This is a genomic window from Psychrosphaera haliotis (assembly GCF_039523615.1).
In the GTDB taxonomy this organism is placed as follows: Bacteria; Pseudomonadota; Gammaproteobacteria; order Enterobacterales; family Alteromonadaceae; genus Psychrosphaera; species Psychrosphaera haliotis.
Genome location: NZ_BAAAFQ010000004.1, coordinates 732,373 through 745,029, shown reverse-complemented (window position 1 = coordinate 745,029; position 12,657 = coordinate 732,373). Strand labels below are relative to the sequence as shown.

Genomic DNA, 12,657 nt, shown 5'->3' with positions numbered 1-12,657 from the left:
AATGGATGTTGTGGCATTACTGAATATTTTTTTAGGCATTAATGTAGTTGTCGCCTTTATGGTTTTAGCGCTTATCCTTTGCTTAAAAAAACACGAGTATTGGCTTGGTTTTGCATCAAATCTACTTGCGGCTTTTTATTGTTATAACGCCATTACTGGTGCTTATCAAAACGTTGACCTTTCAATTTATTTAGCTTCTTCTCTTGCCGCCGTGTTGTTTTGCGTCCCACTTATTTGGAAAGACATGCTTTTTAATATTGTTGATCATAGCTACCAATGGGGCTTTTTGATTGTCATTGTCAGTTTGTTATTACTAAATCACTTGCTACTAAATCAACTCTTAATCTATTTGTTAATGCCGGTTTTTGTTTCAACACTAATATTATTTAGGAGCATCTATCAACACGGCGCATTAGTAGCAAAGCTTGATGATATGACAGGCAAACTTGATTCCGCAAATGTGAAAAATGGTTTTGATGTGTCTACGGGCCTACCCAATAAAACGGGGTTCTCTCAACAGGTAGAAAAATGGTTATATCAAAATTCTAGTGAATCATTAGATATTATTGCTTTTAAGTTCACTCGGTTTGCGGAGTTAAACCGATTGATAGGCCACAATCATGCCGATATTGTAAAACTACAACTTATTAGTCGCCTAAAGAAAAAATTAGAAAAAGTTGCAGAAATTGTCACGTTAACAAATGAACCGCTTAGTACAGTTTTTGCCAGTGCTGGTGGCGTCGACTTTTTAATGGCGATAAAAAAAGACACGAATGTTTATGCCACTGAGCATATTATTGATTTGTTATCGAACAGCATTAGCGAGCCAATTGTAGTGGACGCTACCGCTGTAGATATTGGCGTTGATTTTGGTGTTTCCTCCTACCCAGAGCAAGGTCATGCCATTGAAAGTTTGATTGAAAATGCGTTTTTAGCATTGGAACAGTCTGATAAACAAAGTCACTCTATTTACTTTGATAACAGTCAAACCGCAAAGTTGTTGGCAAAAAAATCTATTATTAGTCAGCTCAAAAACGATTTAAATACAGATAGGTTTGTGGTTTATGTTCACCCTCAAATAGACCTTAAGTCTAAAAAGGTATTAGGCGGCGAATTGTTGGTTCGTTGGAACCGTGAAGGCGAAGGTATTGTTAGCGCAAGAGAGTTTATAGAGCTTGCAGAGCAATCGGGCATTATTTACCAATTGAATATGTGGACCATAGAAAAGGCGATTCAAGCATTAGCGATTTTGAAATCTAATGACTCACCACAAACGCTGTCGGTGAATATTTCCAACAGGGAGTTATTACAATCTCATTTAGTGGAATCAATTTTAAACTTTCTTGACGAGTATATGGTGGAGCCAAGTAAGCTTATTGTGGAGATTAAAGAGTCTGCATTTGCAGAAAACAAAACAAAAGCACTTAAAGTCACTCGATTATTAGCGCAATCAGGTATTAAAGTTGCGATTGATGACTTTGGCAAGGACTTGTCAGCGTTAGAAACATTTAGCCATTTTACGCCCTGTTACGTAAAAGTGGATTGCAAGCATATTTCTAGAGCCACAAAGGGCCATCAGTTAAATACTTATATCAATGCTATTATTGGTATGGCTAAATCTTTGAATATTCCTGTTGTAGCACAAGGGATAGAAACAGAAGAAACAGAGCTTCAATTAATAGATTTGAATTGTGAGACAGGACAAGGCTTTTTCTATAGCAAGCCTTTTGAATTGAGTGGATTTTCTGTCTGGGTTGAACAATGGCGAAGAGCACATCAACGCCACCGAAACTAAGGTTTGTTATTCCCTATCAGATAGCTGTATGTAAGCTGTGTTAGCACCTGAGCTACTTCTAGCGTTTTATGACTTGGAGGTTCATTAGCATCTGGCGCACCTTCACATAAATGCAGGTATTTATTTTGAGGTAATTGAGCCAATTGATTAACGTAAAACATAGCTTGTTCTGAGGTAAAGCCTGTAGAGCTATATGCACTTGCCGGCATGTGTTTAATACTGTCTAGGTCAAGCTCTATACCTACAGCATTTTTGTTATTATTTACATACGACTTAGCGTTTTCAACGGCATTATTAAACACAACACTGTGTTCAATAAATATTTGTTGATAGGTAATAAACGGAAAGTCTGCGTCTAATAAACCTTGAATTGTTTCCGCGTTATTCTTCTGCTCATGTAAACCAACAACACAATAATGACTTAACGAACCAGCTTCATAAGCGTATCTAAATGGATTTCCAGAATGCCTTCCTTCTGCTTTTCTAAAGTCCGCGTGAGGATCTAAATTAACGCAACCAACCGCTAAATCTGTTGCTTTATTTAAAGCCTGAATGATAGGAAATGCGTTGTTGTGACCGCCACCAATCACAATCGGTTTTAAACCTAATTTAAAAATTGGCAGAAGCAGTTCTTCGACTCGACTGTCTAATTGGGCACATAAATCTCTTAACGAACTTAGCTTGTGATCTGAAATAGTTGCAACATTACTTTGCTTTTGCAGGTCAGATACGTCTAGTTCGCCAAGTAATAGTACTGAGCCCCAGTTAAAAAACTGATTTGCTTGTTGGCTTAGCATTACCGGTAAGTATTGATGCCAAGCATTTTTAGCACCGCCTTTTCCACAGTTTGCCCTTGGGCCAATATCTTCAGGTATACCTAGAATAACAAACTCAACACCACGCTGCTGCGCAGACTCTAAGTTGTCCAAATAAGACTTTTCTTGATCTGGCACCATTATGACATCGGCCACATGGGTTTCACTTAGTCTTCTATTTTGAAAAGAGGCTAAGTCGTTAAGATTGGTATAACGTAGATAATTAGACATTATTCTATATCAAGTGGATCAGCAGATAATATGGTGCCGGTACTGTCGGCATATAAATGGTCATCAGGTAAAAATGTAACGCCAGCAAAATTAATTGCGACTTCTTCTTCTCCAGTGCCTACATCTTCTGCGCCAACCGGGATAGAGTTTAAAGCCAAAATACCTATGTTGATATCTTCAAGTGCATCAACTTCACGAACACTGCCGTTACAAACAATACCTTCCCAATTATTTTCAGCCGCTAGTTCAGCAATCTCAGCATCAATTAAACCACGACGAGTAGAGCCGCCACCATCTATAACTAAAACCTTACCTCGACCCTCTTGGCCTAACAATGTCACTATTAGAGCGTTGTCTTCAAAACACTTTACGGTTTGTACCTGACCACCAAATGAAGTGATCCCACCGTAATGTTCAAAAAGTGGGTCTAGCACATCAACTTGCTCAGCAAACGTGTCGCATAATTCAGATGTATTGTATTGCATAGTTACCCCGATGATTTAATTAGAAATCTGTTTGTTCCTAGTTTGTACACCAAGTATATAATTCATCCTCAGCATTACCAATTGTTTATAAAAAAACATGCGAAAAACCTGAGAGTCATGGTTCTGATTGCTTAAACCGGAATTGTTAGAATATTTTTCTAGAGTTTTTACTCTTTTGTTGCTTGTTGTGGTGTTATTTTTCAATTATTGGAAAAATATTGCAATAACTTGGTTTTTATCTATCTTAGTTGTGGAGGTCTTACCTCTAATAAAAAATATAATAAAAATATCAACAGGATAAAAACATGAATCAACTCAAAATGAGTGTGCTCGTGGCAAGCTTAGTTTGCTGTAACGCATATGCGAATGAAGGAATCGCATTAATACATGGAACAGGAAGCCAAACCGATGCATACAATGATTACTGGACAGGATCATTTGTGAATAAAGTGGCGAGTGGATTACCAAACTCGAATAACTACACGGTAATCAACTGCGACTTTGACCAATACATGTGGGACTCTAGAGCGTCAGGTTGTTTAGCCGAGCAACTTACCTCCTTTATCAATTCAAAAAATATCTCTCAGCTAACGCTTATTACCCATTCAAATGGTGGCAATGTAGTGCGATGGATATTATCAAACCCAACGTGGGACTCTCGTTACCCAAATATCATCAATAAAACCGTGAAGGTAATAGCGTTAGCTCCTTCAAGTGGTGGCACGCCATTGGCCGATGCAGTAGTTGCCGGTAACTCTTTTGAGCAGTCATTAGGCTGGTTGTTGGGTTATGGCAGTAACGCGGTTAAGCAACAGCAGGTATCTTGGATGGCGTCATATAATGCCAATTGGCTAAACGGTACGCCAGGGCGCCCATCGTTAAGTGCGCCCTTTGAGTCGGTGGTTGGAAGCGATGTTGAGTCTGCCATTTGGGATGGTGATAGTTATTGCGGTGGATATCAAAACCAAGTGGGACTTGAAGTAACGCAAAACTGGTTAGACTCGTGTTCAGACGGTTTCTTAAATTGCAGTTCGCAATCTTTAGCTGGCTCCGTTTGGTTTACAGATAAAAGCAAAACAAAAGGGCGCGAGCCTCTTAGTCATCAGCAAAGTCGTCGTGACTGCTTTAATCTTCCATCAATCATTAGTAGTCGAATATAGGAGCTAAATAATGAAAAAATATCTATTTATATTTGTTCCTGCGCTGCTTGTTGGTTGTGGTGATAACAATCTTCAAACTTCATCAGAGGAAGTAAGCACAAAGCCGGTAGAACAAACTGTATACCAATGGAGTTCTGTTCAAGCGAGTTCACAAGCTCAACAATTTGTTGAAAAAAGCAGTGATGAATATTGGCAAACGGTAAGTGGTAAGGAGTTAAAAAAAGGCGTATCGGTTTATCTAACAACCAATGATAATTTGATACGAGTAGCGCCTAAGGCGACTTACGACAATGGTCAGGTGTTTAAAGCGGCGGGTGTTGAAATTCAGGACTTGGAGTTGCTCGATTCAACTTCAAAAATCAAATACGACTTGTCGCCTACCGCAACGCAAAGCCAGATGAAACTTGCTGGTTTTGATGATGGAAGCGTTGCCATAAAAGGTTTAACAAATGGCCAGAATGCAATTTTGAAAACTCGCCAGCCACTAGCAGACCATGAGCTTTATTTAATTCATGTAAAAGAAAAAAATACGCCGCATGTTTTGAATATAAAGAGTGGTTTTAAAAAGTTAAACAATGATAATCGTTTGTCGTTTAATTTGGATATGCCGAGCGGAACCATTGCATCCCAAGATGTATCACTTTCGTTAATAAGTCCGGTGTCAGAACAAGTGGATGTAAGCCTCTCTAATGGCGGTGTTGAGTTTTCTCAGCCACTTGAACAACTTGGTGCTATCAATGGCTTTTATGAGTTAGACGCGCTGGTATTGGCAGATATTAACGGTAAAAAGGTGATGCGCTCGGTTAAGGTGCCTTTTACCAATGTGAAAGAAACTGCATCGTTAGGTCAGCCAAGGTTTAAGCAGGCTGCAGGCAGAGTATTGGTTGATATGCCTATTGAGGCGGACATGCCAGGGCGTTATGCCGTTAAGGCAACACTGGCTACTAGAGATGGTGATACTGTTACAAAGTTAGCGACAATTGAAGTAGCGGCGCATATTGATAGTTATGCTGACTTGTCTCTGCCGTTTAATGTGAATTTAGTGGGCGCTAAAAAAGTGTTTTTAACGGATGTGGAAGTGACCGACCAAACAAGGATGATCAAAACTTATCCCAAGCTATAAATAAGCAAAAAGGCTCAATCAACATTTGATGTGAGCCTTTTTTACTATAACGCTTAGTCTAAGAATTAGTCTGAAAACAGAGCTAAAACTTAGTGTCTAAAGTGACGCATGCCAGTAAATACCATTGCAATGCCGTGTTCGTCAGCAGCTGCAATTACTTCCTCGTCACGCATTGAGCCACCCGGTTGGATAATTGCTTTGATGCCAGCTTCAGCAGCAGCGTCAATACCGTCTCGGAATGGGAAGAATGCATCCGATGCCATTACTGACCCAGGAACTTCTAGTCCTTCGTCAGCGGCTTTTATACCAGCAATTTTTGCTGAATAAACACGACTCATTTGGCCTGCACCAACACCAACAGTCATCTCATTTTTTGCATAAACAATGGCGTTCGACTTAACAAACTTAGCCACTTTCCAGCAGAACAGCATGTCTTTTAACTGAGCTTCTGTAGGTTGCACTTTAGAAACAATTTTTAAGTCGTCTAGCGTGATCATGCCTTGGTCACGGTCTTGAACTAACAAACCACCATTAACACGTTTAATGTCAGGAGCTGTTGTTTTGCCTTTGCCGCTTAAGTCCCACTCACCACATTCTAATAAACGAACGTTCTTTTTAGCTGAAACAATTTGCACGGCTTCGGCGCTAATTTTTGGTGCGATGATAACTTCAACAAACTGACGAGAAACGATAGCTTCTGCTGTGTCAGCGTCCAATTCACGGTTGAAAGCAATGATGCCTCCAAATGCTGATGTTGGATCCGTTTTAAAGGCGCGATCGTAGGCGGCTAAGATAGAGTCATCAACTGCAACACCACATGGGTTTGCGTGTTTAACAATAACGCAGGCTGGGCGATCAAATTCTTTTACACACTCTAGTGCGGCATCAGTATCGGCAATGTTATTGTATGACAAAGCCTTACCTTGTAGTTGCTTTGCTGAAGAGATAGAGGCTTCAACATTACCTTGAGTGCCATTTTCTGTGTAGAAAGCAGCTTGCTGGTGGCTGTTTTCACCGTAACGCATTTCTAACTTTTTAGTGAATTGCATATTAACAGTACGTGAAAACTTAGAGCTCTCTACTTCGTCTTTGTTTTCTGAATAATCAGGAACCATAGTACCAAAGTAGTTTGCGATCATGCCGTCGTATTGCGCAGTGTGTTCAAAGGCTGCAATAGCAAGATCAAAACGAGTAGCTAGTTCAGTTGCACCGCTATTCGCATTTAATTCATCAGTGATTCGACCATAATCATTGGCATTCACAACAATAACCACGTCTTTATGATTTTTAGCAGCTGCACGAACCATTGTTGGGCCACCAATATCGATGTTTTCAACGGCATCTTCTAATGTGCAATCTGGATTTGCTACTGTATTGGCAAACGGGTATAGATTAACAACAACCATATCTATTGCCGATATGTTGTTTTCTGTCATTACCGCTTCATCTTGGCCACGACGAGCTAAAATACCGCCATGAATTTTTGGGTGAAGAGTTTTAACGCGACCGTCCATGATTTCTGGGTGACCAGTATGATCTGAAACTTCAATTGCGTTTACGCCGTTTTCTGTAAGTAGTTTGAATGTGCCGCCAGTTGAAAGAATCTCAACACCGTGAGAAGCCAATGTGCGCGCGAATTCTACTATACCAGTCTTGTCTGACACGCTGATTAGAGCGCGGCGAACAGGTCGTAATGTATCCATTGAGTTGTTAACCTTAATTGTTAAGTTAATGTTTAGTGAGTGTGTATTTCTATTCTTAATTTATTTTAGTGCAGAAACAAAAAAGCACCCGGTGGGGTGCTTTTTTGCGGGCTTTCCGCGGCTGAATTAGTTCATGCCGTATTTTTTTAACTTCTTGCGAAGTGTGCCACGGTTAATGCCTAGCATATTCGCAGCTCTTGTTTGGTTGCCGCGAGTATAAGTCATAATCTCTTCTAGAAGTGGCTTTTCTAACTCAGATAAAACCAAGTCGTATACTTCAGTAGAATCTTGACCATTTAACGTTTGTAAGTAGTTACGAACTGCTTTTTTAACTTCGTTACGTAACGGCTGAGGCTTGTCAGCTGTTTGGATGTGTGCATTTGTAATGAACGGAGTCTGTACGTTTTGATCAAACATTGTTTACTTCTTCTCTCTAAAATTGTTAAGACTAAAATTACTGTGTTGTGGGCAGTAATCTTCTTTTGTTTAAATTTGGTCGAAATACCCATTTAATGTTTCGATTTGAACCTCACCAGATTCAATTCCATTAAACAGTTTTCGAAATGACCTATCCGTGTCTTGATCTTCTAGGTACCACCCAACATGCTTACGTGCAATTCGGGGCCCCATCACATCGCCATATAGTTGGTGCAAATTCGCGACATGCTCCAACAATATGCTACGAACCTCTTCCTTCTCTGGTGGCGCCAGAATATGACCGGTTCGTAAAAAGTGGTCTACCTCTCTAAATATCCAAGGTCGACCTTGCGCTCCGCGTCCAATCATAAGACCGTCCGCGTTTGTAAACTCTAAAACTTCTTTAGCTTGCTGTGGAGTACGTATGTCTCCGTTCGCAATCACCGGAATGCTTATCGCTTCTTTAATTTCTCTAATAGTGTGGTATTCCGCGTTGCCTTTATACATGCAAGCACGGGTTCGACCGTGTACTGCTAAACATTGAATTCCATTCCGTTCAGCAATTTTCGCGATTTCCAAACCATTTCGATTGTCAGGATCCCAACCAGTACGGGTTTTAAGTGTTACTGGAATCTTTACTGCCCCTACCACAGACTTAACGATACTCTCGACTAATTCTGGATACTGCATTAAGGCAGACCCTGCCATCTTCTTATTTACTTTTTTGGCCGGACAACCCATATTAATATCTATAATTTGAGCGCCGTTCTTCTCATTAAATGCTGCCGCTTCCGCCATTAAGTCTGGATCCGCACCGGCAATTTGAACAGAACGTATGCCTGTTTCACCCATGTGATCCATTCGATTCAATGACTTATCTGTTTTCCAAACCTTAGGATTGGAAGACAACATTTCTGACACTGCTAACCCAGCACCCATTTTTCTACAAAGCTGTCGAAAAGGTCGATCGGTCACACCGGCCATTGGCGCAACAATTAAATTGTTGTCTAATGTGTATGGACCAATTTGCATGTTAATGGTTACCTTCTCTTAACGACTATGTTTACAGGCTGTCCCAAAAAAGGGCGGCAAGTTTACTGTTTTTTTCGACAAAATCAAAGGTTGTTTTTTAAACAAATTTTGTGTTTTTTTCGGTCTTTACTATTGACATTTAATTTTGAGTATTAACACTAAAAAAAATTGTTAGATTTGCTAAATAGTTAGTGAAAAAAGCACTAAAAAGGCCGCGGACATGTTGACAAGCGGCCTCATTATTGAGTAGAGGTACAAGGAAAAAGTTGCACCTATTAACTAAAATAAATTAGATTATTTTATTTTTCCGTTAATTCTTACCCACTCATCTTCTTGTTCAGGAGGTAAAAGCTCGGTCAACTCTTGATAAGCGTTGGCAACATCATTGGCTTGCTCGGCCAAAATACCTGAAAGTGCCACCAATGTGCCAGGTTGTCCGTAGCCACAAATGACTTCTTTGAGCTCTTTTAATGGTCCGGCTAAAATGTTGGCCACAATCACTTCAGTATCAAATTGAGGCGCGTCTTCTGGCAAATACAATTCGATTTGATCCGCCACACCATTTCTTTCTGCGTTTTCTTGGCTGGCGATGATCGCTTTAGGATCAATATCGATACCAATAGCTCGTTTGGCACCAAGTTTAAGCGCCGCAATTGCTAAAATGCCACTACCACAACCAAAGTCCAAGACCGTTTTATCGCTCAAGTCCATTGCTTCTAACCACTTTAAACACAAAGCAGTGGTGGCATGAGTACCGGTACCAAATGCGAGTCCTGGATCTAAAATTACGTTGATCGCGTCTGGGTCTGGAATGTCGCGCCAGCTTGGGCAAATCCATAAACGCTCACCAAATTTAATAGGGTGGAAGTTATCCATCCATTCGCGTTCCCAGTCTTTGTCTTCAACTTGTTCAATTTTATAGCTGAAGTCTTTATCCATATTAGGATGGTTGGCAATAGACCTTGCAACAAAGTCCATGTCGTCGGCTGCATCAAATAAACCAACGCAAGTAGAGGTTGCCCAGTAGTTAATATCGCCCGGTTTTAATTCGTATATTGCTTGTTGCTCGTTACTCGCGGTAAACGTAACGGACTGGCATCCGATATCCATCAAAAAATCACTCATCGAATCTACATGATCCGCTAAAACCGCAAATCGTATTTGCACCCAAGCCATAATTTTTCCCAAACTGTCATTCTAAAGACGCAATTTTAGTTTAATTTGGGCTAGGAAGGAATTGGCATCTGGAATAAACCTTCGCTTTTGTTCCCGCTTTATTCAATCAGCTGTTAAAATGAGGTTAATTTATTTACCCATGTTACTAATTAAGGCTTTTATATGCTGAGCTATCGCCACGGCTTCCATGCTGGCAACCACGCTGATGTGTTAAAACACACGGTTTATCAACTTGTACTTAAATACCTAGGCAAAAAAAATAAGCCTTACAGCATTATTGATACTCATGCAGGTGCTGGTGCATATCAGTTAATGGATGAGTTTGGTCAAAAAAACAAAGAGTACAACACGGGTATTGGTAAGTTATGGTCGCTTGATAGCAAAACTATGCCAGAACCTTTGCAAGACTATGTCTCAGCAGTTCGTCGCTTTAACAGTGAGTCGGAGCAAACTGATTTAAATGTTTACCCGGGCTCTCCTTGGTTCGCATTAGATGAGTTGCCGTTAGAAGGAAAAGGTTTTTTTCATGAATTACATCCGAGTGATTTTGAGTTATTGCGTACCTTTGTGCGAACAAATCGCTACCGAAAAGTAATTAAAGGTGATGGTTTTAAAGAAAGTGTTGGTTTATTTCCACCACCAAGCCGTCGCGGTGTGGCCATTATTGATCCTCCTTATGAACTAAAAGAAGATTATCATCGTGTTGTTGAATACGTAACGGCCATGACATCTCGCTTTGAGTCTGGTGTTTATATGATCTGGTATCCGGTAGTAGACCGTTACCGTATTGACGGTATGGAGCATGCACTTAAAAAATCAGGCATTAAAGATATTCAAGTATTTGAACTAAACGTGCTGCCAGATACTGATGAGCGAGGCATGACAGGCAGTGGCATGATAGTGATTAACGCGCCGTATACACTTAAGGAACAAATGTCAGAGGTTTTACTTTATTTAGACAAACAACTAGGTGAGCAGGGCAGCTCATGGAGATCTGAACAACTTGTTGAAGAGTAGTAACTTATTAATTAGACTCAGTTAAATTGAACGTTTATTACGCAAAGGAAATAACAAATGTTAAAAGGTAATTTTGTAAAAGCAGCTTCTGCAATTGCATTAACAGCAGCATTAGCAGCATGTTCTGGCAATAGCGCTAAAAGTGAATCAGAAGCATTAACGGAAGAAACCGGCAAAGTATTAGTTTCTGCAAGCAATGAAGTTATAGATGCGGCGGTTAAAAATCCGTTACGTGGCGATGCTGCGAACCGTGATATGTATCGTCACCCAGCTGAAACCCTGAAGTTTTTTGGCTTGAAGCCAGATATGACAGTGGTTGAGATTTTACCAGGCGGTGGTTGGTATACGTCTATTATCAATCCTGTTGTAACAATGAACGGTCAATTTTACGCAGCACATTTTCATCCGTATGAAGGTGCACCAGGTTACTACGCACGCTCATTAAATGGCTTTAAAGAAGAAGCTAAAACAAATGTGTTGTATAAAGGCTTAAAAATTACTGAGTTTCATCATCTAAAGGCACATGACATTGCGCCTGAAGGCTCGGCAGACATGGTACTGACCTTTAGAAACGTGCATAACTGGTACATGGGCGATGGTGATGCAGGCGTTGACGGTGCATTTAAAGCATTTAATAAGGCGCTTAAAAAAGGCGGTATTTTAGGTGTTGTTGAACACAGAATGCCTGAAAGCCAAGATCAAGTTGAGAATAAAAACTCAGGCTATATGAAGCAGTCTTATGTGATTGCAGCAGCAGAAAAAGCAGGGTTTGAATTGCTAGAAAGCAGTGAAATTAATGCTAATGCAAAAGACACAGCGGATCACCCTAAAGGTGTTTGGACGTTGCCACCTCGTTTGGCAAATGGTGATGTTGATAAAGCAAAGTATGTTGCTATTGGCGAGAGCGATCGTATGACGCTTAAGTTTGTTAAAAAGTAGCTTACTAACAAATAAACATACATTTAAATATGAGACCGGCTAATTAGCCGGTTTTTTATTGCCAGCCTACCTTCCATTGTTTGGGCTCCTTCAATTCACGCCAGTTTATCTCGTATTCGTTGTGAGTCATGGCAGCTTCAATGACACACTTAGTCACTCGTTGATCTTCATCAAACTCTACTTCGGTGATGACAAAATGCTTTTCTTTGTTTTCTATATTTACTTTGGTCCATTTACTATGGAGCAATGATTTGGGACTGACTTTATTCATTATCTATTTCACTTATTTTATTTTAAAGCGGGTGTTTATCATTATTAATGAGGGTGTGATGGCAAGAAAAAAGCCAGCAATGCTACTTTATTCGCAGAGCCGGCTTCCCGAAAGTATTTGGTTTGTTAACTTTACTAATGCTTAAAATTCAGTTCAATTTTGAGTTCGCTACTATTACCTTCAGCAGCTCCACACATCTCGTCGTAGGCTGATTGATGTACAAGGTACGCATTCTTAACCCGACATTCATTTAACGCCTCTTTTACCTGCGTCACATTTCTAAACTTTACAATGTTGTCTTGATCGTCAAACACGTAACCTTTGTGGTCGTTGTAATCTACTTCTAACAGATAATCACCCATCTCAAATGAGTGTATATTTACTTCAGGAATTTCAATGTCATTAAAGTTCAGGTGAGAAAGTCTATGTTTCATGTTTCGCTCCAAAAGGTGTAATGCTTGGTTAATTTTCCACAGACACCATTTGTATTTAG

13 protein-coding genes are annotated in these 12,657 nt (G+C 40.1%); 5 read left to right on the top strand and 8 right to left on the bottom strand.

Annotated elements, in window-relative coordinates:
* The first annotated feature begins 1 nt into the window (after window position 1).
* Entirely contained in the window at window positions 2–1,795 is a 1,794-nt protein-coding gene (locus ABD009_RS05935) for an EAL domain-containing protein (protein WP_343823525.1), read from the top strand.
* Here the strand turns inward: ABD009_RS05935 and ABD009_RS05930 are convergent.
* Complete coding sequence (locus tag ABD009_RS05930) at window positions 1,792–2,841, bottom strand: formimidoylglutamase (protein WP_343823523.1); 1,050 nt, start codon at window positions 2,839–2,841, stop codon at window positions 1,792–1,794. The two genes, ABD009_RS05935 and ABD009_RS05930, sit on opposite strands and share 4 nt — an antisense overlap.
* Entirely contained in the window at window positions 2,841–3,326 is a 486-nt protein-coding gene (gene rraA / locus ABD009_RS05925) for a ribonuclease E activity regulator RraA (RefSeq protein ID WP_155695832.1), read from the bottom strand. The genes ABD009_RS05930 and rraA overlap by 1 nt, the downstream gene beginning before the upstream one ends.
* Before the next feature lie 320 nt (window positions 3,327–3,646).
* Between rraA and ABD009_RS05920 the strand changes: the two genes are divergently transcribed.
* Together ABD009_RS05920 and ABD009_RS05915 are read left to right on the top strand one after the other, a co-directional pair.
* Window positions 3,647–4,486: a lipase family protein gene (locus ABD009_RS05920; RefSeq protein WP_425543065.1), complete on the top strand. Its 840-nt coding sequence runs from the start codon at window positions 3,647–3,649 to the stop codon at window positions 4,484–4,486.
* A 10-nt stretch (window positions 4,487–4,496) separates the two neighbouring features.
* The gene (locus tag ABD009_RS05915) at window positions 4,497–5,609 is read left to right on the top strand and encodes a DUF4785 domain-containing protein (protein ID WP_343823518.1); all 1,113 of its coding nucleotides are present in this window, start codon (window positions 4,497–4,499) and stop codon (window positions 5,607–5,609) included.
* Window positions 5,610–5,698: 89 nt separating this feature from the next.
* On the opposite strand, the gene purH is transcribed toward ABD009_RS05915, so the two are convergent.
* The 4 genes from purH to prmA all read right to left on the bottom strand — a co-directional run bounded on the left by purH (window position 5,699) and on the right by prmA (window position 9,937).
* Window positions 5,699–7,312 carry a bifunctional phosphoribosylaminoimidazolecarboxamide formyltransferase/IMP cyclohydrolase gene (gene purH, locus ABD009_RS05910; RefSeq protein ID WP_343823516.1) on the bottom strand — a complete coding sequence of 538 codons (1,614 nt, stop codon included), beginning with the start codon at window positions 7,310–7,312 and terminating at the stop codon, window positions 5,699–5,701.
* 126 nt (window positions 7,313–7,438) lie between these two features.
* Window positions 7,439–7,729 (bottom strand): DNA-binding transcriptional regulator Fis, encoded by a 291-nt coding sequence (fis, locus tag ABD009_RS05905; RefSeq protein ID WP_155695828.1) that lies wholly within the window; start codon window positions 7,727–7,729, stop codon window positions 7,439–7,441.
* A gap of 69 nt (window positions 7,730–7,798) precedes the next feature.
* On the bottom strand, window positions 7,799–8,761 hold the full coding sequence (dusB, locus tag ABD009_RS05900; protein WP_343823513.1) for a tRNA dihydrouridine synthase DusB: 963 nt from the start codon (window positions 8,759–8,761) through the stop codon (window positions 7,799–7,801).
* 294 nt (window positions 8,762–9,055) lie between these two features.
* Window positions 9,056–9,937: a 50S ribosomal protein L11 methyltransferase gene (gene prmA, locus ABD009_RS05895; RefSeq protein ID WP_155695827.1), complete on the bottom strand. Its 882-nt coding sequence runs from the start codon at window positions 9,935–9,937 to the stop codon at window positions 9,056–9,058.
* A 162-nt stretch (window positions 9,938–10,099) separates the two neighbouring features.
* Here prmA and ABD009_RS05890 point away from each other — a divergent pair, with 162 nt between their 5' ends.
* Both ABD009_RS05890 and ABD009_RS05885 read left to right on the top strand, forming a co-directional pair.
* Window positions 10,100–10,954, top strand: coding sequence for a 23S rRNA (adenine(2030)-N(6))-methyltransferase RlmJ (locus tag ABD009_RS05890; protein ID WP_343823509.1), 855 nt, complete (start codon window positions 10,100–10,102; stop codon window positions 10,952–10,954).
* Between the two features lie 57 nt (window positions 10,955–11,011).
* On the top strand, window positions 11,012–11,893 hold the full coding sequence (locus ABD009_RS05885; protein ID WP_343823507.1) for a class I SAM-dependent methyltransferase: 882 nt from the start codon (window positions 11,012–11,014) through the stop codon (window positions 11,891–11,893).
* 55 nt (window positions 11,894–11,948) lie between these two features.
* Here the strand turns inward: ABD009_RS05885 and ABD009_RS05880 are convergent, their stop codons facing one another.
* On the bottom strand, window positions 11,949–12,164 hold the full coding sequence (locus ABD009_RS05880) for a TIGR02450 family Trp-rich protein (protein WP_343823505.1): 216 nt from the start codon (window positions 12,162–12,164) through the stop codon (window positions 11,949–11,951).
* 134 nt (window positions 12,165–12,298) lie between these two features.
* Entirely contained in the window at window positions 12,299–12,598 is a 300-nt protein-coding gene (locus ABD009_RS05875; RefSeq protein WP_343823503.1) for a DUF6482 family protein, read from the bottom strand.
* Window positions 12,599–12,657 lie beyond the last annotated feature (59 nt).

Coding starts and splice junctions, on each gene's coding strand:
- purH (WP_343823516.1), bottom strand. CDS start 7,312: ATGGATACATTACGACCTGTTCGCCGCGCTCTAATCAGCGTGTCAGAC.
- fis (WP_155695828.1), bottom strand. CDS start 7,729: ATGTTTGATCAAAACGTACAGACTCCGTTCATTACAAATGCACACATC.
- ABD009_RS05920 (WP_425543065.1), top strand. CDS start 3,647: ATGAGTGTGCTCGTGGCAAGCTTAGTTTGCTGTAACGCATATGCGAAT.
- ABD009_RS05885 (WP_343823507.1), top strand. CDS start 11,012: ATGTTAAAAGGTAATTTTGTAAAAGCAGCTTCTGCAATTGCATTAACA.
- ABD009_RS05915 (WP_343823518.1), top strand. CDS start 4,497: ATGAAAAAATATCTATTTATATTTGTTCCTGCGCTGCTTGTTGGTTGT.
- rraA (WP_155695832.1), bottom strand. CDS start 3,326: ATGCAATACAATACATCTGAATTATGCGACACGTTTGCTGAGCAAGTT.
- ABD009_RS05880 (WP_343823505.1), bottom strand. CDS start 12,164: ATGAATAAAGTCAGTCCCAAATCATTGCTCCATAGTAAATGGACCAAA.
- ABD009_RS05890 (WP_343823509.1), top strand. CDS start 10,100: ATGCTGAGCTATCGCCACGGCTTCCATGCTGGCAACCACGCTGATGTG.
- prmA (WP_155695827.1), bottom strand. CDS start 9,937: ATGGCTTGGGTGCAAATACGATTTGCGGTTTTAGCGGATCATGTAGAT.
- ABD009_RS05875 (WP_343823503.1), bottom strand. CDS start 12,598: ATGAAACATAGACTTTCTCACCTGAACTTTAATGACATTGAAATTCCT.
- ABD009_RS05930 (WP_343823523.1), bottom strand. CDS start 2,841: ATGTCTAATTATCTACGTTATACCAATCTTAACGACTTAGCCTCTTTT.
- dusB (WP_343823513.1), bottom strand. CDS start 8,761: ATGCAAATTGGTCCATACACATTAGACAACAATTTAATTGTTGCGCCA.
- ABD009_RS05935 (WP_343823525.1), top strand. CDS start 2: ATGGATGTTGTGGCATTACTGAATATTTTTTTAGGCATTAATGTAGTT.